Here is a 24,654-nt window from a genome sequence, read left to right as displayed (position 1 = left end):
AGAGCCTGTGCCGTGCTCGCATCAGGTCCGCCCGGGCCGCCTCCCGACACCGCACCAGATCCCGCGCCGACTCCTGGGCCACGGTGGGCACCCGCACCGAAGTCACCTCGTCCAGGCGCAACAACCGGGCCAGATGCAGCGCATCACGGGCGTCGGTTTTGACCCGGTCCCCGGCCGGCCGTTGAAGCTTCGAGGCCGCCGCGACCTCACACCGGATCTCGGCCGCCGCCAGGGCCCGGGCCAACCCGAACCCTGTCGGGCCGGACTCGTACACCGCCGCGCACGGACCCGCCAAGGCGGCGATCCACGCGGTGATCACCTCCGGCGTCGGCACCAGCCGCGCCTTGAACACCTCGCCAGTCACCCCGTCGATCGCCGCCGCCGCAACCGACCGGGCATGCACATCCAGACCAACACTCGTACGCTCTGTAAACACCGGGGCCTCCCACAACTGTCGGATAGGCCGAGCAGGCCCCTGTGCCGAGACAGCCGAGACGCTGCGAGCCACCGAGGCGCGGCTGACTGAGGCTGTCGCGCTGTCCAGGGCTCGGGGGCACAGTTGGACGCGTATCGGGCTCGCTCTAGGGGTCTCTCGGCAGGCTGCTCGCCAGCGGTTTGGTCAGGTCGCTCCCTAGCCCGACCGGGACTGCTTGGACTACCCGGCCCGGCTGCGCTGGCCGGACGGGTACGTGGGATCTTCAGCCGCCTCGCGCTCAGCGACGGATGAGCCAGCTACTTCCACACCATCGGCCGTTTCCCTTATGCCGATCATCCCGGTGTGCGGCTGGCGAGGCGGTCAGGAGCCCCCGGCCCCACACCCTGCACCTCAGTCGCGAAGTCACACCAGCCGGCGCCGTCAGGGGTGGGCCGGGGCCAGGTCGGGACTCGGCGCCGTGAGCCAACCCTCCCGGGCGCTGCTGGTCACTGCAGTGAGCCCGCCGAAGACGTGGAACCGGCGGCCGGTGACGGCGCCGGAGTCCGGGTATGGGTCGATCTGGACGATGCGTGGCTTCAGGCCCCCCGGCCAGGGCGTGATGGGCAGCCGCAACGCGCGGATGAGCTCGTCACGGTCGCGTAGCTCGCGCGCGATGCCCTTGACGACGACGCTCCAGGCGTCACCGGTGGCCGTGTCGAACCCGTCGACCTCGAAGGCCACCGGGTGGTCCACGGAGGCGTCGAGCTTGGAGCCCTGCGCCGTCCGGAAGACGACGGACTCGCGGCTCACTACGTGGTTGACGGGGAAGATGTCTTGACGGCCGTCGACCGAGACCCCGAGCCGTCCGACGGCAGCACTGCGCAGGAACGACCAGCACTCGGTGGTTGAGAGCGTCGCGAGGGCCGCCGGGATGTCGACGTGCGACGGATGAGACACCGGGCCGGCGATGGGGTGAGCCGCGCCGTGGCTGACGACACCGTGGCTGAGGACCAGGACGTCGCACCGTCCAGCGTCGAGCAGCGCCCGGGTCACCGAGCCGGAGACGAGGCCGGCGAGGCGGCCTTCGCCCCTCGTGGCGACGACGACCAGGTCGTCGGGCTCGACGCGATCGAGGATGGCGGCGACCGGGTCGGCGACCGTGACGACGGTGCGGTGCGGCAACCACGAGGGGATATCGACCGCGTCCACCAGGGTGGCGACCCAGTCCTGCTCACTCGTGAACTCGGCGGCGTCGTGCATCGACAGCGTGTGGACGATGAGGAGGGGGACGTGCCGTTCGGCCGCCTCCCGGGCGGCAGCGGACACCACGCGGCGGGCGCTGTCGTCACGACTGACTGCGGCGATGACCGTGGGTGGCCGGGTGCCCGCACGCAGGGACTCCCCGACCCGGGCGTGCGGCAGCAGGAGCGGGCAGCGAAAGGCCCGAGCCAGGGCCTCACTCGTGGATCCCAGCGACAGGGCCACCTGACCGCCGGCTCCGTAGGAGCCCAGGACCAGCAGGCCGGCCTGGCTCGCGAGCTGGTCGACGCGCGCGTCGCGGACGTCACTGACGAGGACTACTTCGGTCACGACGCCCGGCTCGGCGCTCAGCGCCTGCATCCGGGCGGTCCTGCCCACGTACCGGGCGCGTGCCGCGGCGTCGCTGCGGCCCTCTGTCGCGGTGTCAGGTGGCCGTTCCACGACCAGGAGCTTCAGCGGCGCACCACGTCGCCGGGCGGCGGTGGCCGCGGCGATGACGGCCTGGCCACCTGGCCACGACCCGTCACAGCCGACCACCACGGGTCCGACTGGATCATCCACGCGTGCTGACTCGCTCACAGAGAACTCCTACCGTTGATCGGTCCTGCCACGGTGACGGCTCGGGAGGCGAGCGCCCAGGGTCAAAGGTCCCTCTTGTCTGACGTCAGGGTCCCCGGCCCGCAACGCCGGGACCAAGGTCTCTGTCGACGCGGCATACGACAAGGGAGCGTGGGACGCGAGGCAGACAGAGCCGTGCCCCCGAGCACTTGTGATGAGGAGACAACCCGTGACCACGTTGACCCAGGGCGTACGCGCCCCGCTGGTGATGAGCCTGCACGACGGCGACCGCAGCATGGTGGACCTGCTGGGTGGGAAGGGCGCGAACCTGGCGGAGATGACGCGGCTCGGGCTCCCGGTGCCGCACGGTTTCGTCATCACCACTGAGGCGTGCCGCTCCTATCTGGTCGACGGGAAGGAGCCGGCCGAGCTCCAGGAGCTCGTTCTCGAGCGGCTGCGGGAGCTCGTCATCGAGGCCGGGCGGGGCTTCGGCGACAGCAACGACCCCCTCCTGGTCTCGGTGCGGTCCGGCGCCCGGTTCTCGATGCCCGGCATGATGGAGACGATCCTCAACGTGGGCCTGACCGACGCCACGCTGCCCGGTCTGGTCGTCCGTGGTGGCGAGCGCTTCGCGTGGGACTGCTACCGACGCCTGACGCAGATGTATGGTCGCACCGTCCTCGGCGTCGAAGCGGACCTCTTCGACGATGCCCTCTCACGTGCCCGTGAAGCGCACGGGGTCGCGGACGACAGTGGTCTCGACGCGGCCACGTTGCAGGCCCTGACGGCCGAGTTCCGGCGCATTCTCGTCGAGCACAGCGGCGAGGACCTGCCCCAGGACCCGCACGAGCAGCTCGTGCGGTCGATCCGGTCGGTGTTCGAGTCATGGAACGGCGACCGCGCCCGGCTCTACCGCCGGCACGAGGGGATCAGCGACGACCTCGGCACGGCCGTGAACATCATCGAGATGGTCTACGGCAATACCGGAACCGACAGCGGCAGCGGCGTCTGCTTCACGCGCAACCCGGCCACCGGTGCGCCCGGCGCCTACGGTGACTACCTGCCGAACGCCCAGGGTGAGGACGTCGTCAACGGCAGCCGCGTCACGCTCTCCCTCGACGACCTCGCCCGTCTGCAGCCGACAGTCCACGCCGAGCTGCTGCGGCACCTGGAGACGCTGGAGCGCCACTACACCGATGTGTGCGACGTCGAGTTCACCGTCGAGGACGCTCACCTGTGGATCTTGCAGACTCGGGTCGGCAAGCGCAGTCCGGCCGCGGCTTTCCGGATCGCGGTCGACCTCGTCGACGCCGGCTACATCGACATGGACGAGGCCCTCGTGCGCGTCGACGGGGGTCAGCTGCAGTCCCTGCTGCACCCGCAGTTCGCACCCGGCGGTACGAGCGACATCGTCGCGACCGGTCTGGCCGCCAGCCCGGGTGCTGCCGTGGGCGAGCTGGTCTTCAGCTCGGGCACCGCAGTCATCGTCGCCGCGCAGGGGCGCAAGGTCGTGCTCGCGCGACCGGAGACCAGCCCTGACGACCTGGCGGGCATGCTCGTCGCCGAAGCGGTCATCACCTCGCGCGGTGGGTTGACCTCGCACGCCGCCGTCGTCGCCCGCGGGCTGGGTCGCGCGTGCGTGACCGGGCTCCGCGACCTGGAGATCGACGTGCGCGAGCGGCGGATCGTGTTGTTGAACGGACTCTTCCTCGCCGAGGGTGACGTCGTCTCGGTCGACGGGAGCACGGGAGAGGTATGCCGCGGGCGCCGCGACGTGCGGCCCAGCCCGGTGGCGGCCGCACTCCAGGCGACGACCGTGCTGGAGGCACCCGCCACCGAGGACCCCATGGCTGAGGCCGTCGTCCGCCTGCTGGCGCACGCCGACCTGTGCCGCCACCTGGGGGTGCGCGCGAACGCCGAGACCCTCGCCGACGCCAAGGCGGCCAAGGCCTTCGGCGCCCAGGGCATCGGCCTGGCCCGCACGGAGCACATGCTGCTGGGTGACCGGCGCGAGCTCGTCGAAAAGGTGGTGACCGACAGCGGCCGCAAGGAGGCCCTGGCCAAAATCGAAGAGCTCACGCGACACGACTTCCTCGAGATCCTTCAGGAGATGGACGGGCTCCCGGTGGTCGTGCGGCTGCTCGACCCACCGTTGCACGAGTTCCTGCCCGACCTGGTCGACCTGTCCACGCGAGTGGCGGTCATCGAAGAGCGCGGCCAGCACGACACCGGCCTGGAGCACCTGCTCGCGGTGGTCCGCCGTTGGCACGAGGTCAACCCCATGCTCGGGCTTCGTGGGGTGCGGCTGCTCGCGGTCGTCCCCGAGCTGCTCGACGCCCAGGTCCGCGCCCTCGCCGACGCCCTGGCCGAGCTCCTCTCGCGACAGCTCAACCCGCGACTGGAGATCATGGTCCCGCTCGTGAGTGACGAGGAGGAGCTGAAGCAGGCCCGCACGCGGATCGAGGCGGCGCTCGCCGAGGTGTCGGCCCGCCGCGGTATCAGTCTCAGTGTGCCCATCGGCGTGATGATCGAGCTGCCGAGGGCGGCCCTGACATCTGGTGACCTCGCCCGGAGCGCCGACTTCTTCTCCTTCGGCACGAACGACCTCACCCAGACCACCTGGGGGATCTCCCGCGATGACGCGGAGACCAGCTTCCTCGGGCTCTACCGGCAGCAGGGCCTGCTGTCGTTCGACCCCTTCGACACGCTGGACGAGCGCGGAGTCGGCCGGCTGATGCACATCTCGTGCGAGGAGGGTCGGAGGGCCCGGCCGGGCCTCGGCCTGGGCCTGTGCGGGGAGCACGGTGGCGACCCGGCCTCGGTGCGCTTCTGCGCAGACCTCGGGCTCGACTACGTCTCGTGCTCACCACCGCGGGTGCCGGTAGCCAGGCTGGAGGCCGGCCGGGCGGCCGTCCTGGCCGAGCGCGTGGACGCGGGCTCGGACACCCGCTGAACGGGAGGGCCAGCCGCATAGATAGGGAGACTGTTGCGCACCCAAGGTTTTTGGCCCACCCGGCCGTCCATGTGGCAGCGAGATCCATTGCGACACAGCGTCTCTCGATCTTGGCGGCCAGTGCTGCGTGATGGGGGTTCGTCAGACGGGCTTCGCGTCGCTGTCCGCCACCACCGTGCAGGAGGCCCACGACCTCGCCTCGTCGCCCAGTTGGAGTCGCGGTGACGATGAATGCGGACATCACCCCCGCTTCGACTGCCACGTCGATGCGTCAAGCCCGGGTGACGAGGCAGAGTCGAAACTCCTGTGACGCAGTCCGTCCTCGACGCAGTTAGCCTCCGGTCAGCTTTGCGCGAGCGCAGTAGGCCGTCGCGCGCTGCGCGCATGGATGACGGCGACCGGGCAGTGGGCGTGCGCGACCACCTCGCGTGACACGGAGCCGAGCACCATGGCCGACAGGGGACTCAGGCCGCGGCTCCCGACGACGAGCAACCGCGCGTTCTCGCTCAGCTCCACCAGTCGCTCGGGTGCGGACCCTTCCACGACATACCGACGGACGTCCACGTCCGGGTATGCGGCGGCCAGCGGCGTGAGTACCTCGTCGAGGAGCGCCTGGGATCTGGTCTGCAGCCTCTGGCGTTGCGCCTGCGGCGAGACGAGGGACCCGAGATCGGCTGAGTTGAGAGTCCAAGAATGCACAGCGGTGAGGCCGGCGCCGAAACGGTGGGCTTGCTCGAAGGCGAACGCCGCCGCGCTGCCGGAGTCCGGTCCCTCGACCCCGACCACCACCCGGGTCCCGCTCAGGGAGCGGCTGACCGCCTCCCGCACGACGACCACCGGGCACGCGGCCTTCGCGGCACTCGTCGCTCCCGTGGAGACCGAGAACACGCGGTGGACGCGCCCGAGGCGCCGTGACCCGACCACGAGGATGGCGGCTCGTTGCGACTCGTCCAGGAGCACAGAGGTCGGCGACCCGGGAACAGGCACCGTCTCCAGCTGCAGGTCTGGGCCGAGGGCCGTTGTCGCCGATCGGGCTGCGTCGTCCAGGTGCTGCCAGGCGAGACGCAGCGCATGCGTGCCAGCCTTTCGGCCGTCATCGGTTGCGGCCCTGATTTCTTCCGCCGACGCGTCCGGAGGGTATGCGGTCACGATCCGCAGCGGGGACCGGAGCGCGCCCGCGTACTCCGCCGCCCAGGCAACCGCAAGGTCGGCTGTCACCGAACCGTCGACGCCAACGACGACCGCCTGAGGATGTTGATGGGTGTCCATTCGCGGACCTCTCACTAGGTGAGGCCAGTCTGGCGAACCAGCGTCGTGCGGACGAGGGCCTTTGGTCCCGGAACCGTCGAGGCCGCCGAGGCCGCCGAGGCCGCGGCCGAGCGGGGGGACCTTCGTCCCTGCTCACGGCCTCCGCCGGGCTCGATAGTGAAGACATATGCGGCGTCGCCGCGTCACGAGAAGGAGCAGAGATGTTGGTCGGCGAGATCATGACGAGCCCGGCGTTCACGGTCCGTGACGACGCCCGGCCCGAGGTCGCGGTGCACCTGCTCGCGAAAGAGCGCTTGACGATGCTCCCGGTGGTGGACGCCGAGAACCATCTGGTGGGTGTGGTGAGCGAGGCGGACCTGTTGGGACTACCCGAACCGCCGGACCCTCGCGCCCACCTGCGTCCGGTCTCGTTCGCCTCGCCCGAGCGGGGGCCGGCCAGCGTCGCGGACCTGATCTCCGGGCCGCCGCAGACGACGTCCGAGCACGCCGACGTCGCCGACGTCGCCGAGCTCTTCCACCGGACCGCGTGGAAGTGCCTGCCGGTGATGCGCGACCAGCAGCTCGTCGGCGTCGTGAGCCGCAGTGACATCATCCGGGCCATGTCCCGGGATGACGACGTCATCGAGGAGGACGTCAACCGGCTGCTGAAAGACCTCGAACCCGCCTGGGATGCCACGGTGACCGACGGCATCGTCACCATCACCGGACCCGGGCCGGACCGGGCGGCGGAGGCGGCGGCGTCACTCGCGGCCACGGTTGCGGGCGTGCGCGCGGTACACCGCGCGGTACACATGGTCGAGCACGACGACTCCAACCGTCCATCAAGCCGACCGTCGGCCGCCGCTCCGCCGGCCTGGCCGGTGAAGGCCTGGGTCTGTCCGCCCTCGAGCGGGTCGGCGGTGGACGAGCTGTGACGATCCGCGTTTCCCTCTGGAGGTCGACGAGATCGTCCGCCGGACCCACCGCCACGTCGGACAGGGCGGTAGGAGAGTCGGACCTGGGGTATGCCGTGGTCTCGGCCTTGACCAGGTAACGGGCGGTAAGACGCAGGTACTCCTCACCGTCCTGCCGGGTGTTGGCGGTGCCGTGCGCAACCGTCGCTCCTGGAACAGATCGGTGGCGCGTACTCCATCGGAGGCAGCTTCGACACCCAGATGGCCGGCCCCGCCAACGTCCCCCCGCGGGTCAGGACGTGGACGCGCAGAGGTTCTCGTCACTCCGTCGGCAGAACTGGCCGGTTCCGTCCGTGCCCCCAGCCCTGGCCGGTTCCGTCCGTGCCCCCAGCCAGGGCACCCCCACCCCGTCCCTCGTCCCAGAGCCAGAAGCGGGACGCGGTGTGACCGACGACGCGCTTACGAGGTGCGCCGGTCGTGACTCGGGCGCACCACTGCGACAGGGCATGGTGCCAGCTGCAGGACGGCGCGGCTCACCGACCCCAGCAGCAGGCCCAGGAAGCCGCCGTGGCCACGGCAGCCGACCACGAGGAGGTCGGCACCGGCCGACGCCTCGACCAGCGCAGCGGCGGGACGACCACGGACGACCTTCGTGTGGATCTTGACCTCAGGGCACTTCTCCGCCCACCCCGCGACGGCCTCGGCGGTCATGGCGACCCGCTCGTCCTCGAACCCCTCCCACACCTCGATCGGCGCGTTCAGGGCCATCGTCCCTTCCACCAGCCCTACCTCCCAGGCATGCACGACGGTGAGGGCGCATCCTCGCTGAGCCGCCTGCGTGACGGCGTAGGCCACCGCCTCCATCGAAGCCGCAGAACCGTCGATGCCAACGACGACGTGCCGGACCCCGGCCTGACCGTCCCGCGCCTCGCGGACGACGACGACAGGGCAGTGCGCGTGGGCCGCCACCTGCATGGACGTCGACCCGGCGAAAACCCGCTCGACCGCACCCACGCCGTGGCTCCCGAGGACCACCGTGTCGGCTTGGAGGGAGGCGTTCACCAGCGCCGCGGCCGATCCGACACGCTCTGAACGAGGGGTGATTCGGACCTCCGGGTTGATCGCCCGGGCCCGGTCCGCCGCCGCCTGAAGCGTGTCCGAGGACTCCCGCTCGAACACGGGCAGGAGTGACCCGATCAGCTCGGCCGAGAAGTCCGCGCTCCACGCGTTGAGGAGATGCAGAGGCAGGTTCCTGCGGGTTGCCTCGTCCGTGGCCCAGTCGACCGCCAGGTCGCTCGACTGCGAACCGTCGACGCCGACGACGATGGGCTCCGGACCCGGTGTCCAGCTGATGGTCAGGCCTCCTGAGTCTTTCCGGCCCTTGTGGCTGGACCTGGATGAGCCCAGGGTGCCGCCTCCTTCGTCGGATGGACAGGGTCGTTGGTCCCTCTTTACAGGTTTGTAGGGAGGGGCCAACCGTGGTTCGAGCTGAGTGGGCGAAGGGCGGGCTTCGCGGCTCCGGCCGAGTGGCCCTGCCAGGTCCCTGCCAGGGCACGTTGAGCGGCACTAACGTGCCGCCTGACACGGCGGTGACCTTCGCAACCGAGGAAGGCGCATGATGGACCCCGCCTGGTGTAGCGTCCGTGTCGGTCAGGAAGACCTGGTTCGGAGAGTACGGCCGTCCGCTGCTGTGCTCGGAGAGCATCTGCTCGCGCCGAACGCCCTGGTGATCCCACGCTATTGGGAGACGCCACATGCCTCGCCGCTCGAACCGATCAGACGTGGTGGCCCGGCCCCCGGGCACGGTGCGCCAGGTGCTGAGCGTGCGGTGAACAACGACCTGGTGCTGGTCTTGGTGGTGGTGACGGCGCTGGCGTTCGACTTCACCAACGGCTTTCACGACACCGGCAATGCGATGGCGACGTCGATCGCGACCGGCGCTCTGCCACCGAAGGTCGCGGTCGGTCTGTCCGGCGTTCTCAACCTGGTCGGGGCATTCCTGTCCTTCAGCGTCGCCGCGACGATCGCCAGCGGCCTGGTCTCCAAGGTCCTGCTCCCCGCGGTGCTGTCCCCCCTGATCGCCGGAGTGGTGGCCGCGATCGGGACTTACCTGGTCTACCGGATCACCCGGGGCATTGACAGCCGAACGCGGGACCGCGGGTTCCGGCTCGGCCAGATCGGCTCGGCCTCGATGGTGTCCCCGGCGCACGGGACGAATGACGCCCAGAAGACGATGGGCATCATCACCCTCGCCCTGATTGCGAACGGGTCGCTGGCCACGGGCGTCAAGGCTCCTACGTCGGTAATCGTCAGCTGCGCTGTCGCGATCAGCGCCGGCACGTACTTCGGTGGTTGGCGAGTCATCCGCACCCTGGGCAAGGGGCTGGTGGAGATCGACCCACCCCAGGGGCTCACCGCAGAGACCGCGTCCGGAGCGATCATCCTCGTCTCCTCATATTTCGGGTATGCGCTGTCGACCACTCACGTGGCCACCGGCTCCATACTGGGCAGCGGGGTCGGCAAGAGTGGCGCGGAGGTCCGCTGGCACGTCGCAAGGAGGATGGTCCTGGCCTGGTTGCTCACCTTGCCTGCCGCAGGAGTCGTCGGCGCCTACGCCGTCACCATCGCGTTAGGAGAGTCTGTCGGTGTGATCGTCCTGTTCGTATGCCTCCTGGCCGGTAGTGCCGCGGTGTTCGCGGCTGCCCGCCGGGACGCGGTCACCGCGGCCAACGTCAATGCCGACTGGACCGGGCGTGGTACGCGGAATACCAGCCATGCACCGAGACCCGTCCAGCCCTCGGAACCGTCGCAGACGGGATCAGGCGGATGAGCTTCTGGATCAACCTCAGCGCCGTCGCCAGGGTGTGCGTGGTCGGTTTGCTCGTTGGTGCCGGGTTGCCGGCCTTGTTCGCCATTGGCCTGCGCGCGCTGGCGCCCGCCGGAGCCGGGGACGGTGACCTTCCCGGTTCTCACGCCCAGGGTCGTCTCCCGCCCCGCCGAGTGGCCAGCATCGCGCTGGCCGTGGTCTGTTTCCTGATCATCTTGGTCTGCGCGGCCTGCGGCATCACTGTGCTGGTCAGGGGTTGATGACCATGGCCTTGGCGCGTTCCATGCAGTCCGTAGTGACCTTCCTGCGCGAGGGTTACCCGGACGGGGTACCCGTCCACGACTATCAACCCCTGTTCGCCCTGCTGCGCCGACAGCTCTCACCCGAGGAGGTCGCCCTGGTCGCCCGCGAGCTGGCCGCCAGAGGCGACGCCGCCACCGCCGATGCCATTGAAGCCGCCATCCGGAGCGCCAGCAGCGTCGTGCCCACCGACGCGGACATCGCCCGTGTCCAGGCACACCTCTCTGCGGGAGACTCGCCCGCCACACCACCCGCGCAGTAGCCAGCCGTGGCAAAGATGGGCGGCGCCGTGGGTCCGAGCGGGGACACTGCTGCTGCTAGACCTTTTCGCTTTCCCCTGTTGCAGGGCGTCTTGCCGATCACATTGCAGCGCGTCCCCAGGGAGGCGCTCGCCGGACTCAGTCTCGCCGCGCTAGGCATCCCTGAAGTCCTGGGTTACGCGCGCATCGCCGGCATGCCGGTCGAGACCGGGCTCTACACCATGCTCTTGCCGATGGCGGTCTTCGCCGTGCTGGGCTCATCCCGTCATTTGGTCGTAGCCGCCGACTCCGCGACGGCGGCCATCTTGGCGGCCGGCGTCGCAGCTCTTGCGTTACCGGGGTCACCCCGCTATGTGCAGCTCGTCGCTCTCGTCACGCTCGTCACCGGCGCGCTCCTGGTGGTCGCACGGGTGGCCCGCCTCGGCTTCTTGGCTAACTTCCTGTCCCGCACTGTCCTGGTCGGCTTCCTTTCCGGTGTCGGCTTGTCGGTGGCGACAGGCCAGCTGCCGGAGCTGCTCGGCGTCACTGTCCACGCCGACAATGCCATCGGCAAGCTCATTGGTTCGGTAGCGGCTCTGCCGCGCGCGTCCCTGTTAACAGTAGGTGTCGCAGCGGCCGTGCTGTTCGGTGTTCCGCTGCTCCGCAGGGTCGCCAGGCGGGTTCCGGCAGCCCTGCTCGCCGTGACCGTCTCCATCGTCGTCAGCGTGCTCTGGAACTTCCCTTCGCACGGTGTCGACGTCATCGGCCCTGTCCCCGGTGGCCTGCCCCCTTTGCAAGCTCCAGCAGTGACCGCGCAGGACACCTCGGCACTGGCGCTGACCGCCGTGGCGATGGCGGCGGTGATCTTGGCGCAGTCGGTGGCCACCGCCAGCGCTTACGCCAACACGTACAACGAAGACCTCGATCCGAACGCCGACCTGCTGGCGCTCGGAGCGGCGAACGGCGTCGCCGCGTTCACGGGGAGCTTCGTTGTGAACGGCAGCCCGACCAAGACCCAGATGGTGGACAGCGCCGGCGGGCGCACCCAGCTGGCGCAGCTGAGCTGCTGTGTCGTCGTCCTGCTGGTACTGCTGTTCGCCAGCGCCCCGCTGGCGCACCTTTCCGTCGCCGTCCTCGCGGCGGTCGTGTTCCTCATCGGGGTCGAGCTCATCGACATCAAGGGCCTTGCGGAAATCATGCGGGTCCGACGCATCGAGTTCGCGTTGGCGTTGCTCACAGCGGCAGCCGTTGTGGTCTTCGGTGTCGAGCAGGCCATCGCGTTCGCCATGCTCGCCTCGATAGTCGACCACCTGCGGCACGGGTACGCACCTCGCACCCAGGTGCTGACGCGGCAGCCGGGCGGGCACTGGCTTGCGGTCCCCGCCACAGCCGAGGTAAGGACCCGAGAGGGTCTGGTGATCTACCGGTTCCCGTCCAGCCTCTACTACGCCAACGCGCACAAGCTCGCCGCCGACCTCGCCGCGTTCGCGTCATCCACCGCCGCGCTCGACTGGTTCTGCATCGACTGCACCGCGCTGAGCGATATCGACTTCACTGCTGCACAGACACTGCGTCGGGCCATCGGACGGTTCTCCGAGCAGGGCACACGGGTCGTGTTCTCCGGCACCGATGCAGCCGTCCTCGAGCAGCTCACCGCGCAAGGCCTCTTGTCACCGTCGAGTTCCGACTGCTATCCCACACCAGGTGCCGTCCTCGACGCCTACGAAGCCTGCGATCGACTCAAGCCGACATGAGGCGCGGGCACTCAGCTCGGAACCGGGTCGCCAGGTCGCGGGCGACCGTCGGGCCCTTCGGCCCTAGTGGGCAACGCCTGCGTGAACGAGCATGAGAAGCCTCAGCACCCGACGAAGGGCAGTGCACGATGAATACGTACGGACTCGGTGGCAAGGTCGCCGTCATCACCGGAGGTGCTTCGGGCATCGGGCGGGCCTGTGCCCACACCCTGGCCCGCTCCGGTGCCGACATCTCGATCTGGGATCTCGATCGGGGCGGCCTCGACCTCGTCATCAAGGAGCTGGAGGACTACGACTACCGAGTACACAGCGCGGTCGTCGACGTCAGCGACTCGGCGGTGGTGGACGCCGCGATGCAGGACGTACTCGACACCCTGGGCCACGTCGACATCGCCGTCTGCAACGCGGGCATCGGCGGAGCAGCAGCGTCCAGCGCTGACTACACCGACGAGCAGTGGCGCCAGGTCACCGGCGTCAACCTCGACGGGGTCTTCTTCACCCAACGCGCGGCGATCAGGGCGATGCGTCACGGCGGCCGCGGGGGCTCGATCATCAACATGGCTTCGGTCCTCGGCTCAGTGGGGTTCGCCTCAGCAAGCGCCTACACCGCGGCAAAGCACGGCGTCGTCGGGCTCACCCAGGTGGCCGCGTGGGAGTGTGCCGCCGACCAGATCCGCATCAACGCCGTCGGACCCGGGTTCATCCGCACCCCGCTGCTGGACGACAACCTCGACCAGGAGACCCTCGACGTTCTCGCGGGCCAGCACGCTCTCCAGCGCCTCGGAGAAGCCGCCGAGGTGGCCGAGCTGGTGGCGTGGCTGGCCAGTGACGGCGCGTCCTTCGCAACGGGAACCTTCTACCCCATCGACGGCGGCTACCTCGCTCGCTAGACCCCGGGATATGGCTGGGCGAACGCGCTCGGTCCGTCAGCGCGCTCCACTAGCGTGTGATGCATGGCGCGTGTCTCCAGCATCCTCATCTACCCGGACCAGGACCAGCCGGGCCAGGCGCTGCATTCGTCGTTCGTCTCGCCCGATGGCCTCGACGGCGACCGACGCAAGAAGTCACCAGTCCACCTCGTGGCGGTCGAGGACTACGTCGACCTCCACCCGCGCGCCAACCTCGTCGTCGACCTCCCGTCGGCCGAGCTCGATGCCCTGGTCGGGCGCCGGCTGCGGATCGGCAGCACCGAGCTCGAGGTCACCGCGCGGGCCGGCAACTGCCCCGGCCTCTATGCCTCGGTGCCGGTCCCGGGCGACGTCACCGTCGGCGACGAGCTGACGGTCGGCGTGATCACCGACTGACCGGTCACACCGGGCACCTTCGAGGACGCCCACCGGTTAGGGTCGGAAGCCGCCCGACCACCGACTGACCGATGCTCTTTGGGGCATCGGGCGCCTCACGCAGGAGCCAACCGTGCCTCCCACCCCCTCCCCACGCCGACGCACCTCGAGAACGGCCGCCTCCGGCCCCCGCCGGGCCGCGATCCTGGCCGGCAACCGGACCCCGTTCGCGCGAGCCAACGGCGCCTACGCCAAGGCGTCCAACCAGGACATGCTCACCGCCGCGATCGAGGGCCTGGTCGCTCGCACCGGTCTCGCCGGCGAGCGCCTCGGCGAGGTCGCGGCCGGCGCGGTGATCAAGCACAGTCGCGACTTCAACCTGACCCGTGAGTGTGTGCTGGGGTCATCGCTCGACGCCGCCACACCGGCATACGACGTGCAGCAGGCCTGCGCGACGGGCCTCGAGGCGGCGATCCTGGTGTCCAACAAGGTCCGCCTCGGCCAGGTCGAGTCCGCGATGGCCGGCGGCGTGGACTCCGCCTCAGACGCCCCCATCGCCGTCAGCGAGGGGTTGCGGAAGGCCCTGCTGCGCGCCAACGCGGCCCGCTCGTCGCTGGACCGGGTCAAGGCTCTGGCGACGATCCGGCCCGCCCACCTCGCCCCGCAGGCACCGCGCAACGTCGAGCCGCGCACGGGGATGTCGATGGGCGAGCACATGGCCCTCACCGCCAAGGAGTGGGGGATCACCCGCGAGGCCCAGGACGAGCTCAGTGTGCGCAGTCACCACAACCTCGCGGCCGCGTACGACCGAGGGTTCTTCGACGACCTGGTCACCCCCTACCTCGGCGTCACGCGCGACACCAACCTGCGACCGGACACCTCGGTGGAGAAGCTGGCGGGTCTGCGACCGGTGTTCGGCAAGGGCGACGGGGCGACCATGACGGCCGGCAACTCGACGCCGCTCACCGACGGAGCCTCGGTCGTCCTGATCGGCAGCGACGACTGGGCGTCGGCCCACGGACTGACGCCTCTCGCTCACCTGGTCGACGCCGAGGCGGCGGCCGTGGACTACGTGCACGGGGGAGAGGGCCTGCTCATGGCCCCTGCGTATGCCGTGCCACGGCTGCTCGCTCGCGTCGGGATGAAGCTCCAGGACTTCGAGCTCATCGAGATGCACGAGGCTTTTGCGGCGACGGTCCTCACGACGATGGCCGCTTGGGAGGACCCCCAGTTCTGCACTGACCGCCTCGGCCTCGACGAACCCCTGGGAGCTATCGACCAGACTCGGCTCAACGTCAACGGATCCTCGCTGGCGGCGGGGCACCCGTTCGCGGCGACCGGCGGGCGTATCGTCGCCTCGTTGGCGAAGGCGTTGCACGAGAAGGGTTCCGGCGCTCGAGGACTGATCTCCGTCTGCGCGGCCGGCGGCCAGGGCGTCGTCGCCATCCTCGAGGCGGCGTGATGCCCGACCTGTTCGCATCTCTCGTGACGTCCCGGGTGGCCAAGAGGGTCGGGGTCCCCCAGCCGACGACGCTTCGCAGGTACGAGCCCGGCGGACCGCTCTGTGACAGCCCGGTGCTGGTCGCCGGCGGTGGGCGGTTCGAGGACGGCCTGCGTCGGTCGCTGCGAGACCTCGGGCTCGCCGTAACGGGGGACGGTGACGAGACTGCGGGCCGGATCGGGGCCGTCGTCATCGACCTCAGTGCAGCGACCGACCCGGGCGAGCTCGACCAGCTTCGGACAACCGCGGCTCCTGCGGTCAAGCGGCTGGCACGCAACGGCAGGGTCGTCGTCGTCGGCACGGACCCCGCCACGTTGACCGACGTGGCACAGGTGACCACCCAGCGGGCCCTCGAAGGCGCGGTGCGTTCGCTCGGCAAGGAGCTGCGTGCCGGTGCGACCGCGAACCTCGTCCTGGCACGAGGGAACGCCGACGCAGGCGTGCGGGCGACGGTGGAGTTCTTCCTGTCCGGGCGGTCGGCATACGTCGACGGGCAGGTGGTCGTGGTCGACGAGAGCGCGGCCCCACCACCAGGCCAGGACGCAGACCCGGCTCGCCCACTCCACGGCAAGGTCGCCGTCGTGACCGGCGCCGCGCGCGGCATCGGCGCGCAGATCGCCCGGGTGATGGCGCGGGACGGCGCCACCGTCGTCGCGGTGGACGTCCCCGCTGCGGGCGACGCGCTGGCCCGCCTGGCCAACGAGATCCGGGGCCAGGCCTTGCAAGTGGACGTCACGGCAGCCGACGCGGGACAGCGGATCGTCGAGGCGGCGACCAGTCGGCACGGATCACTCGACGTCGTCGTCCACAACGCCGGTATCACCCGGGACAAGCTGTTCGTCAACATGGACGAGTCCCGTTGGGGCACTGTCCTGGACGTCAACCTGCGCTCCGTCCTGCGGATGAACGAGGCGATCCTCGGCAATGACATGCATGACATGCATGACAGGCGTGACAGGCGTGACAGGCAGGACGTGAATGGTGGGATGGGCGACGGGGGACGCGTGGTCTGCGTGGCGTCGATTGCGGGGATCGCGGGCAACCGGGGCCAGACCAACTACGGGGCGAGCAAGGCCGGGATCATCGGCCTGGTCACCGCGCTGTCGGCGCAGGTGCGGGCGCGGGGGATCACGGTCAACGCCGTCGCACCCGGCTTCATCGAGACGGAGATGACCGCGAAGATCCCGTTCGCCACCCGCGAGATCGGCCGGCGGATGAACTCCCTTCAGCAAGGCGGGCTGCCGCTTGACGTCGCCGAGACGATTGCCTGGCTCAGCCAGCCTGGCTCCTCGGCGGTGACCGGGCAGGTCATCCGGGTCTGCGGGCAGAGCCTGCTCGGGGCCTGAGCGCGATGACAGCGACGGTTCTCTCGTTCGACGCCGCGCCCGACCTCGCCGCACTGTTCGCCCGAGCGGTCCTCGCCGCCCGGCATACCTCCTCGTCCGTCCCCGATGTCACCGCCCGCCGCCTGGGCGTCCTGGTCGACCCCGACGCGGTGGTCGACTACGCGCACCTGTGCGGATTTACCGTCGGCGCCCACCCACCGATGCCATGGCCGCACCTGCTCGGGTTCCCGCTGCAGGCCGCGGTGATGGCCCGGCGCGACTTCCCGGTGGCGCTCGTCGGACTCGTCCATGTGCAGAACGCCATAACGTGGACGCGACCGCTGAGCTACACAGAGACGGTCGACGTCCAGGTCCACGCCGAAAGGCTGCGCCCGCACCGGCGGGGTCGCCTGGTCGACCTCGTCACAGAGATCACGGCCGACGCGCAGGAGGTGGTGTGGCGCGGGGTCAGCACCTACCTCGCGCGGGGCCCGGGGGACGAGAGCGTCACCGAACCGGGCCCGCCGGACATCTCCGCCCTACGCAGTCGACTGGGTGGGCCGCGACTGCGGTTCGGCGAGGACGCCGGACGCCGGTATGCCGCGGTGTCGGGTGACGTCAACCCAATCCACCTTCATGCGCTGACCGCTCGAGCCCTCGGGTTCCCGCGGGCGATTGCGCACGGCATGTTCACGTATGCGCGGGTCCTGGCCGACCTCGGACCGCGCGTTCCGTACGCCGGGACGTCGACGGTCTGGTTCCGCAAGCCGGTTTCCCTCCCTAGCAGCACGGTACTCAACGTCAGTCCAGACGCGTCGTTGGCCGCTCTACTCCCGGAGACGGGTGACGGTGAGCACCTGGTGACCGCGCTCACCTGAACAAGCCCGCCCTCGGCATCGGAACTGTGTCACGGTGGCCCGAGACCGGTCGATAGCCTGGAACGCGGCCGCAACACCGAGGCCACCACCCACCGCGAGGAGAGCTCTGCCATGCCTGCCCCCATCACCGTGTCCGTCGCCGGAAGCGAGCGATCGGTTGCGGCGGGGACCACCGCCGGCGAGCTGTTCGGGGCAGACCGGACCGTCGTGGTGGCGCGGATCGACGGTCACCTCGTCGACCTCGCCCGCGTGCTGGCGGACGGTGACCAGGTCGAACCGGTTCAGGTCGACACCCCGGACGGGCTGTCCGTGCTGCGACACTCGGCCGCCCACGTTCTGGCCCAGGCCGTCCAGCAGGTCAACCCGGCGGCCAGGCTCGGCATCGGCCCACCGATCCGTGACGGTTTCTACTATGACTTCGACGTCGAGATCCCGTTCACGCCCGACGACCTCAAGGCGCTCGAACGGTCGATGCAGAAGATCGTCAACGAGGGCCAGACGTTCTCGCGCCGGGTCGTCGGCGAGGCCGAGGCCCGGGCGGAGCTGGCCGACCAGCCATACAAGCTCGAGCTGATCGGTCTCAAGGGCAGCCAGGGCGACGCGGTCGCCGACGCCGCCGAAGGAGCGGAAGCTGAAGTCGGCGGCGGCGAGCTGACGATGTACGACAACCACCGGCGGGACGGCTCGTTGGCCTGGCGTGACCTGTGCCGCGGACCGCACGTGCCCACGACCAAGATGCTCGGCAACGCGTTCAAGCTGACCCGGTCGGCCGCCGCATACTGGCGCGGCTCGGAGAAGAACCCCCAGCTGCAGCGCATCTACGGCACCGCGTGGCCGAGCAAGGACGACCTCAAGGCTTACCTCGACCGGCTGGCGGAGGCCGAGACGCGCGACCACCGCAAGCTCGGCATCGAGCTCGACCTCTACTCGTTCCCGGACGAGCTCGGGTCCGGGCTGGCCGTCTTCCACCCTAAGGGTGGCGTGGTCAAGCGCGAGATGGAGGACTACGTCCGCCGCCGGCACATCGAGGAGGGCTTCGACTACGTCGGGACTCCGCACATCTCCAAGGACGGCCTGTTCCACACGTCGGGCCACCTGCCGTACTACGCCGACACCATGTTCCCGCCGATGGCGATGGAGGGCTCGGAGTACCGGCTCAAGGCGATGAACTGTCCGATGCACAACCTCATCTACCGCTCCCGCGGCCGCTCGTACCGCGAGCTGCCGCTGCGCCTGTTCGAGTTCGGATCGGTCTACCGCTACGAGAAGTCCGGTGTGGTGCACGGGCTGATCCGGGTGCGAGGGATGACGCAGGACGACTCGCACTCCTACGTCACCGTCGAGGGCGCTGAGGCCGAGGTAAAGCACCTGCTGAGCTTCGTGCTCAGCATGCTGCGCGACTTCGGGCTGGACGACTACTACCTCGAGCTGTCCACCCGAGACGACTCCAAGCCCGACAAGTTCATCGGGACCGACGAGGAGTGGGCCGACGCCACCGCGGTGCTCGAGCGCGCGGCGGTCGAGACCGGGCTCGAGCTGGTGCCCGACCCCGGCGGCGCGGCGTTCTACGGCCCGAAGATCTCCGTCCAGGCCCGCGACGCCATCGGCCGGACCTGGCAGATGTCGACGGTGCAGTACGACTTCAACCAGCCGCGCGGGTTCGAGCTGGAGTACCAGGCCAGCGACGGGTCACGTCAGCGTCCCGTGATGATCCACTCGGCCAAGTTCGGCTCCATCGAACGATTCATCGGCGTGCTGGTCGAGCACTACGCCGGCGCGTTCCCAGTGTGGCTCTCGCCGGTGCAGGCACTCGGTGTCCCGGTTGCCGAGGAGTATGCCGACTACCTCCAGGACGTGCTGGACCAGCTGCGCCGCAAGGGAGTTCGGGTCGAGCTGGACGCGTCCGACGACCGGTTCCCCAAGAAGATCCGTAATGCCAGCAAGTCCAAGGTGCCCTACGTGCTCATCGCGGGGGAGGACGACCGGGCTGCGGGAGCGGTGTCGTTCCGCTATCGGGACGGCTCGCAGCGCAACGGCGTCCCGGTGGACGAGGCGGTCACCGAGATCATCGGCGCCATCGCGACGAAGGCACAGGTGACGACCGCGCCGACTGCCTGACTCCAGGACGTCCACATTCCCGATTCTCCTGTTGCAGAGGGCAGTTCGACATCTTCTCAGGCGCAGCAGCCCCAGTCACGCGATCGCGCCGGGGATCGAGGTCAAGGCCTCACTGGCTCGCGGGCGGGGTCGTCGGCCGGGGCGGTCGGCTGCCGGACCACCACCACGGGGCACGGTGCGTGGGCCACGAGGTGGGTGCTGACCGATCCGAGCAGCATCCCGGCGAATCCGCCGTGGCCGCGTGAGCCGACGACGAGCAGGTCTGCGCCTTTGGCAGCGGCGAGCAAGGCGGCTGCTGGGTGGCCGCACACCACACTCCGTTTCACGGCTTCGTGACCGTCCGGCAGGGCCTGCACCAATGCCTCGTTCAGGCTGGTCACCGCCATGCCCTGCCAGTCGATGTCCAGGGTGTCGAAGCTCGCCCCTAGCCCGAGCCCAGCGCCGTAGCTGGTGGGCGGCTCCCAGCTCGTCACCGCTTCCAGGTCGGCGCCGGTCATCCCGGCGTAGCGGGCGGCCCACCGCACCGCCTCGATGGACGCGGGTGACCCGTCCACTCCCACGACCACGTGGCTGGCGTTCGACTGTTCGGTCATGACTCTCCTCAGGTGGGAATGCTTGGTGCACACGGACGGTGCTGGGGTTTGGGTGGGTCAGGAAGGCGATGAGTCCCTGTCCTCGACACCGGCTGAGATGCCGTCGCCGACGAGCAGGTCGAGGACTTCGCCGACGGTCCGGGCCCGGCCGATGTGGTCGGGTAGCGGCAGGTGCCCGTGCACCTGGTACCGGTTGCGGCGGCCGTCGCGTTCCTTGGTGACATAGCCGGCTTCGGTCAGGTCATTGACGATTCCGTAGGCGCTGCGTTCGGTGATCAGCAACACGCTTGCGATGTCCCTCAGCCGCATACCGGGGTCGTTAGCGATGCATACCAACGCTCGCCCGTGGTTCGTCATGAAACTCCACTCGGCCATGTTGGGAAAGCCTCTTCCAGCAGAGTTATTCTAGCAACCCTTTGCTAGTTTAGCGTTTCGTGCATACGGTTGGCAACAGATCGACATGAGACACGGCTGTCACCGGCACCACCGCTGATCTCGACCGCGGTCAAGCCCTTGGCGGACAACATGTCGCACCAGTCCGACGCCACTACCGGTTGTTGACACTAGCCGGCTCGACGTGGTCGGTCAGCACCGTCTTGGTCCGCGACATCTGAGTGGGCATTGCGCGTCATCCAACCCACGCCGGACGTGTGGAGGGACCTCGTGTGGCCGGGTCGTGGTCGTCACGGAAGATGACCGGCACGCGAGCGGACCGCAAGGGCCTCACGAGCTTCGTCGACTCGTTGATGAGGCTGGGGCGCCCGGTGTCGAGGTTGGGTCGGCGGGGGGATAGTCGGTGGTTTCTGGTTGGCCACGCTGATCGGGCGGCTGGCAGACACCGTCACGTGTTGCCCGTCATGCACGAGAGACAGGGGTGGCCCATCGAGGATTCGATATGTGGTCGTGCTCGACGTGACCTCAACCCTCAGCCGACTGCTCTGTAGACAGACCGTGATGGTGAGCCGGGCGATCCCGGCCGGAAGGCGGGGGGCGAAGGCGACGCTTCCGTTGCGTTGGCGCAGCCCGGCCAGACCCGGCACGAGGGCGATCCAGGTCCCGGCCAAGGACGCAAGATGCAGCCCATCGCGGGTGTTGTGCTCGAGATCGTCCAGATCCATCAGCGCCGCCTCGGTCAGGTAGTCGTACGCGAGCTCCAGGTGACCGGTATCGGCGGCGAGCACCGCTTGAGTGCAGGCCGACAGCGAGGAGTCCCGCACCGTGAGGGCCTCGTAATAGGCGAAGTTGCGGGTCTTCTCCGCAGCCGTGAAGGCTTCCCCGCGCAGATGCATCGCCAGCACGAGGTCGGCCTGTTTGACGACCTGCTTGCGGTAGAGGTCGAAGTACGGGAAATGCAGCAGCAGTGGATATTGTCCATCGGTAGTGGCGTCGAAGTCCCAGATCTCGTGGCTGGTGAACCCCTCGGCTTGACTGTGGACTCCCAACGCCTCGTCATACGGAATCACCATGGCCTTCGCCGCGTCGCGCCAGCCGGCGATCTCCGCGGCGGTGATGCCCAGATCTCGCGCCCGGTCGGGAAAGCGCTGCGCGACATCGGCGGCCGAGACGAGATTGTGTTGGGCCATCAGGTTCGTATAGACGTTGTTGTCCGCAACGGCCGAGTACTCGTCGGGGCCGGTAACCCCGTCGATCCGAAACTGTCCCCCAGCGTCGTGGTGACCCAGCGAGCACCACAGCCGGGCGGTCTGGGTCAGCAGCTCAACGCCGATGTCGCGTTCGAACGCCTCGTCGCCGGTGACGTTGACGTAGCGGACCACCGCGTCGGCGATATCCGCCCCGAGATGGAACGCGGCGGTACCGGCGGGCCAGTATCCCGAGCACTCGTGACCGGCGATCGTGCGCCAGGGGAAGACGGCTCCCTTCAGGCCCAGCTGCGCGGCACGGGTCTGCGCTTTCGGCAGGGTCGAGTATCGCCAACGAAGCGCGTCGGCCGCCGCCCGTGGAGCGGTGTAGCTCAGCAGCGGCAGGACGAATGTCTCGGTGTCCCAGAACGCGTGCCCGTCATACCCCGGCCCGGTCAACCCCTTCGCCGCGATGGCCCGTCCTTCGGCCCGGGCACTGGCCTGCAGGACGTGGAACAGCGCGAACCGCGCCGCCTGCTGTATTCGCATGTCGCCCTCGACCTCGACATCGGCGCGCGCCCAAAAGTCGTCCAGATAGGCGCCGTGCTCGGCGACCAACCCCTCCCAGCCCGTCTGCACGGCGACGGTCAGCGCGGCCGCGACCTGGTCGGCGACCGCTGGTTGCGAGCGAACCGCGGACCAGCCGTAGGCGACGAACTTGACCAGCCGCAGCCGCTGCCCAGGCTCGAGCGTGGCCGTGATGGTCACCCGACCCAGATCGGGGAAGCTCTCACTCGCAACCTGCAGCGTGGCGGGCGCGTCGAGCTGATGCTCCATCGCCGCCCCGAGCCGCAGACCACTGACCGTCGTGCGATGGAGCAGCGACGCCGCCGTCCCGTCACAGGCGTGCTTCTCGGACACCAGGGGTGACAGCAATGTGGCTGCCTCGCGCGGGTCCCCAGCAAAGGCCGGCAACGTCTCGTTGGCCACCAGCTCCGACTGCAGCACCACCCGCACCGCGGCATCCAGCGGTTCGACCTCATAACAGATCGCGGCCACCGAGCGCTGCACCAGCGACACCAGCCGCGCCGAGCGCACCCGCACGCCCTGTCCGCCCGGAGACACCCACTCGACCTCGCGGCGTAACAGCCCGGTGCGGAAGTCCAGCACCCGCTCGTGCGCGACAAGCTGTCCGTAGCGGACATCGAAGGGCTGGTCATCGACGAGTAGGCGGATCAGTTTGCCGTTGATGGTATTGATGACCGTCTGGCCTGCCTCGGGGTAGCCGTAACCAGCCTCGGCGTAGGGCAGTGGTCGTGCCTCATAAACACCGTTCAGGTATGAGCCGGGAAGGCCGTGCGGCTCGCCCTCGTCGAGGTTCCCGCGCCACCCGATGTGCCCGTTTGACAACGCGAACAATGACTCGCTCTGCGCCAGAACGTCCGGGTCGAGGCCGGTCTCACGCAGACACCACGGCTCGGTTGCGTACGCCGGATGCGTGATCACGCAGGGTCGACCTTGTCCAACAGCTGCGCGAGATCGGTCACGACACGGTCCGCTCCGTGCGCGCGCATCTCGTCCGCCTGTCCGACGCGGTCGACACCGACGACGCAGCCGAACCCGCCGGCTCGGCCCGCGGCCACACCCGACAAGGCGTCCTCGAACACTGCCGCCTCGCCAGGCTCGACGCCCAACAACTTTGCCGCAGCAAGGTAGGTGTCCGGCGCCGGCTTTCCCACCAGATGCTGCTTTTCGACGCTGACCCCGTCGATGCGCGTCTCAAACAGGTCCGCGATGCCCGCGACGCTGAGCACCTCAGCGCAGTTGGCGCTGGAGGACACGACGGCCGTGCGCAGGCCCGCCGCCCGCACCGCCTGCACGTAGCGGACCGAACCGGGGTAAGGCTCGACACCGTCATGGCGGATCCTGCGCAGCAGGATCGCGTTCTTGTCAGCACCGAGCCCGGTGATCGTCAGCGCACCAGCCCGGTCGTCCTCGGAACCAGTCGGCAGGTCGATACCGCGGGACCGCAGGAACGAGCGGGTGCCGTCGGCCCTGCTCTTGCCGTCGACATAGGTGTCGTAGTCAGCCACCGCGTCGAAGGCCACGAACGTTGTGGCGGTGTTCTCGGCCCGCGTCTTCAGATAGCTGTCGAACATCTCTTTCCACGCCGCCGCGTGAAGCGTCGCCGTATCAGTGAGGACACCGTCCAGATCGAACAGGCACGCGCGCGTCGCCGCGGGCAGTCCCAGCGACGCACCAGCCTGGACCGGGCCCGTAGGGAAGTCAGTCACCGCGCGCCCTGCCGCGATCCCACGACACGATGTTGCAGCGTGCTCGCACGATCCCTCAGCTTCGGTCCTGCGCAGGCCACATCGGATCCATCGCAAGACCCGAGGGATAGATGTAACCCGGTCCCCAGTATGGCGTGTACCCGTAATGGCTGTAGATGCTGGCGTGATGCGGCCGGTCGTCGACGAGGTCCGGGTCGTAACCGGGCGCCGAAGCGACCCGCTCCCCAGACTGGTCGATGACAACCTCGTCCTCAGTGATCTTGGTGATCGCGTCGACGGGAATCAGGGTTGTCTTCTCGCCGAAGCCGAGGAACCCGCCGTGTTCGACCAGCAAAAAGCGAACCTTCTTCTCTCGGTCGTCGACGAGAAGGTCGGCCACTGTGCCGATGCCGTCGCCGTCTTTGTCCTTCACCTCGCGGCCGCGGACATCGTTTGCTGATCCATCGACCGTCTTGCCGCGGTCGCCCAGCGCGTAGAGGGTGTCTTTTTTGTTGCTTGTCATCGAAATTCGTCTCCTCGAGCAGTACTGCGGAGCTCTTCTTCGGACCGCGCAGATCGATCCGGACGCGAGTTTCAAGAATCGCCACCGCAGTGCGGTGAGGACGTCCGCAGGG

The 24,654-nt window shown here is 69.1% G+C and carries 21 protein-coding genes; 12 read left to right on the top strand and 9 right to left on the bottom strand.

Annotated elements, in window-relative coordinates:
* Together ABI385_RS05545 and ABI385_RS05540 are read right to left on the bottom strand one after the other, a co-directional pair.
* Positions 1–436, bottom strand: a 436-nt coding sequence (locus tag ABI385_RS05545; protein WP_348102750.1) for a transposase, incomplete at its 3' end; no start/stop codon positions are given.
* A 420-nt stretch (positions 437–856) separates the two neighbouring features.
* Positions 857–2,254, bottom strand: coding sequence for a pyridoxamine 5'-phosphate oxidase family protein (locus ABI385_RS05540; RefSeq protein WP_348102749.1), 1,398 nt, complete (start codon positions 2,252–2,254; stop codon positions 857–859).
* Between the two features lie 208 nt (positions 2,255–2,462).
* On the opposite strand from ABI385_RS05540, the gene ppdK reads away from it, so the two are divergent.
* The gene (gene ppdK, locus ABI385_RS05535) at positions 2,463–5,186 is read left to right on the top strand and encodes a pyruvate, phosphate dikinase (protein ID WP_348102748.1); all 2,724 of its coding nucleotides are present in this window, start codon (positions 2,463–2,465) and stop codon (positions 5,184–5,186) included.
* A 342-nt stretch (positions 5,187–5,528) separates the two neighbouring features.
* Here ppdK and ABI385_RS05530 read toward each other — a convergent pair whose 3' ends face one another.
* Positions 5,529–6,455 carry a universal stress protein gene (locus ABI385_RS05530; RefSeq protein WP_348102747.1) on the bottom strand — a complete coding sequence of 309 codons (927 nt, stop codon included), beginning with the start codon at positions 6,453–6,455 and terminating at the stop codon, positions 5,529–5,531.
* Positions 6,456–6,655: 200 nt separating this feature from the next.
* Between ABI385_RS05530 and ABI385_RS05525 the strand changes: the two genes are divergently transcribed.
* Positions 6,656–7,369 carry a CBS domain-containing protein gene (locus ABI385_RS05525; RefSeq protein WP_348102746.1) on the top strand — a complete coding sequence of 238 codons (714 nt, stop codon included), beginning with the start codon at positions 6,656–6,658 and terminating at the stop codon, positions 7,367–7,369.
* A gap of 438 nt (positions 7,370–7,807) precedes the next feature.
* Here the strand turns inward: ABI385_RS05525 and ABI385_RS05520 are convergent, their stop codons facing one another.
* Positions 7,808–8,824 carry a universal stress protein gene (locus ABI385_RS05520; protein WP_348102745.1) on the bottom strand — a complete coding sequence of 339 codons (1,017 nt, stop codon included), beginning with the start codon at positions 8,822–8,824 and terminating at the stop codon, positions 7,808–7,810.
* A gap of 352 nt (positions 8,825–9,176) precedes the next feature.
* On the opposite strand from ABI385_RS05520, the gene ABI385_RS05515 reads away from it, so the two are divergent.
* From ABI385_RS05515 to thrS, 10 genes are all read left to right on the top strand, one after another.
* Complete coding sequence (locus tag ABI385_RS05515; protein ID WP_348102744.1) at positions 9,177–10,178, top strand: inorganic phosphate transporter; 1,002 nt, start codon at positions 9,177–9,179, stop codon at positions 10,176–10,178.
* Positions 10,175–10,435, top strand: coding sequence for a hypothetical protein (locus ABI385_RS05510; RefSeq protein ID WP_348102743.1), 261 nt, complete (start codon positions 10,175–10,177; stop codon positions 10,433–10,435). Before ABI385_RS05515 ends, ABI385_RS05510 begins: the two co-directional genes overlap by 4 nt.
* A gap of 5 nt (positions 10,436–10,440) precedes the next feature.
* Entirely contained in the window at positions 10,441–10,737 is a 297-nt protein-coding gene (locus tag ABI385_RS05505) for a DUF3349 domain-containing protein (RefSeq protein ID WP_348102742.1), read from the top strand.
* Between the two features lie 90 nt (positions 10,738–10,827).
* On the top strand, positions 10,828–12,468 hold the full coding sequence (locus tag ABI385_RS05500; RefSeq protein WP_348102741.1) for a SulP family inorganic anion transporter: 1,641 nt from the start codon (positions 10,828–10,830) through the stop codon (positions 12,466–12,468).
* A gap of 128 nt (positions 12,469–12,596) precedes the next feature.
* Positions 12,597–13,358, top strand: a complete 762-nt coding sequence (locus ABI385_RS05495) for an SDR family NAD(P)-dependent oxidoreductase (RefSeq protein ID WP_348102740.1) — start codon at positions 12,597–12,599, stop codon at positions 13,356–13,358.
* Positions 13,359–13,421: 63 nt separating this feature from the next.
* Positions 13,422–13,772 carry a hypothetical protein gene (locus tag ABI385_RS05490; protein ID WP_348102739.1) on the top strand — a complete coding sequence of 117 codons (351 nt, stop codon included), beginning with the start codon at positions 13,422–13,424 and terminating at the stop codon, positions 13,770–13,772.
* Between the two features lie 112 nt (positions 13,773–13,884).
* The gene (locus ABI385_RS05485) at positions 13,885–15,213 is read left to right on the top strand and encodes an acetyl-CoA C-acetyltransferase (protein ID WP_348102738.1); all 1,329 of its coding nucleotides are present in this window, start codon (positions 13,885–13,887) and stop codon (positions 15,211–15,213) included.
* The gene (locus ABI385_RS05480) at positions 15,213–16,598 is read left to right on the top strand and encodes a 3-oxoacyl-ACP reductase (protein WP_348102737.1); all 1,386 of its coding nucleotides are present in this window, start codon (positions 15,213–15,215) and stop codon (positions 16,596–16,598) included. Before ABI385_RS05485 ends, ABI385_RS05480 begins: the two co-directional genes overlap by 1 nt.
* Before the next feature lie 5 nt (positions 16,599–16,603).
* Positions 16,604–17,455 (top strand): MaoC/PaaZ C-terminal domain-containing protein, encoded by an 852-nt coding sequence (locus tag ABI385_RS05475; RefSeq protein ID WP_348102736.1) that lies wholly within the window; start codon positions 16,604–16,606, stop codon positions 17,453–17,455.
* 111 nt (positions 17,456–17,566) lie between these two features.
* Complete coding sequence (thrS, locus tag ABI385_RS05470) at positions 17,567–19,573, top strand: threonine--tRNA ligase (RefSeq protein ID WP_348102735.1); 2,007 nt, start codon at positions 17,567–17,569, stop codon at positions 19,571–19,573.
* A 101-nt stretch (positions 19,574–19,674) separates the two neighbouring features.
* Here thrS and ABI385_RS05465 read toward each other — a convergent pair whose 3' ends face one another.
* The 5 genes from ABI385_RS05465 to ABI385_RS05445 all read right to left on the bottom strand — a co-directional run.
* Complete coding sequence (locus ABI385_RS05465) at positions 19,675–20,166, bottom strand: universal stress protein (protein ID WP_348102734.1); 492 nt, start codon at positions 20,164–20,166, stop codon at positions 19,675–19,677.
* Between the two features lie 57 nt (positions 20,167–20,223).
* Positions 20,224–20,541 carry a MarR family winged helix-turn-helix transcriptional regulator gene (locus ABI385_RS05460; protein WP_348102733.1) on the bottom strand — a complete coding sequence of 106 codons (318 nt, stop codon included), beginning with the start codon at positions 20,539–20,541 and terminating at the stop codon, positions 20,224–20,226.
* Positions 20,542–20,849: 308 nt separating this feature from the next.
* On the bottom strand, positions 20,850–23,252 hold the full coding sequence (locus ABI385_RS05455) for a glycosyl hydrolase family 65 protein (RefSeq protein WP_348102732.1): 2,403 nt from the start codon (positions 23,250–23,252) through the stop codon (positions 20,850–20,852).
* Positions 23,249–24,040 (bottom strand): beta-phosphoglucomutase family hydrolase, encoded by a 792-nt coding sequence (locus tag ABI385_RS05450; RefSeq protein ID WP_348102731.1) that lies wholly within the window; start codon positions 24,038–24,040, stop codon positions 23,249–23,251. The genes ABI385_RS05455 and ABI385_RS05450 overlap by 4 nt, the downstream gene beginning before the upstream one ends.
* A gap of 55 nt (positions 24,041–24,095) precedes the next feature.
* Positions 24,096–24,654, bottom strand: a 559-nt coding sequence (locus ABI385_RS05445) for a PRC-barrel domain-containing protein (RefSeq protein ID WP_348102730.1), incomplete at its 5' end; no start/stop codon positions are given.

The sequence above is a fragment of the Lapillicoccus sp. genome (assembly GCF_039935575.1).
Classification (GTDB): domain Bacteria; phylum Actinomycetota; class Actinomycetes; order Actinomycetales; family Dermatophilaceae; genus Lapillicoccus.
Note: the sequence above shows the minus strand (reverse complement) of the source record. Positions and strands in the feature narration are given on the sequence as shown.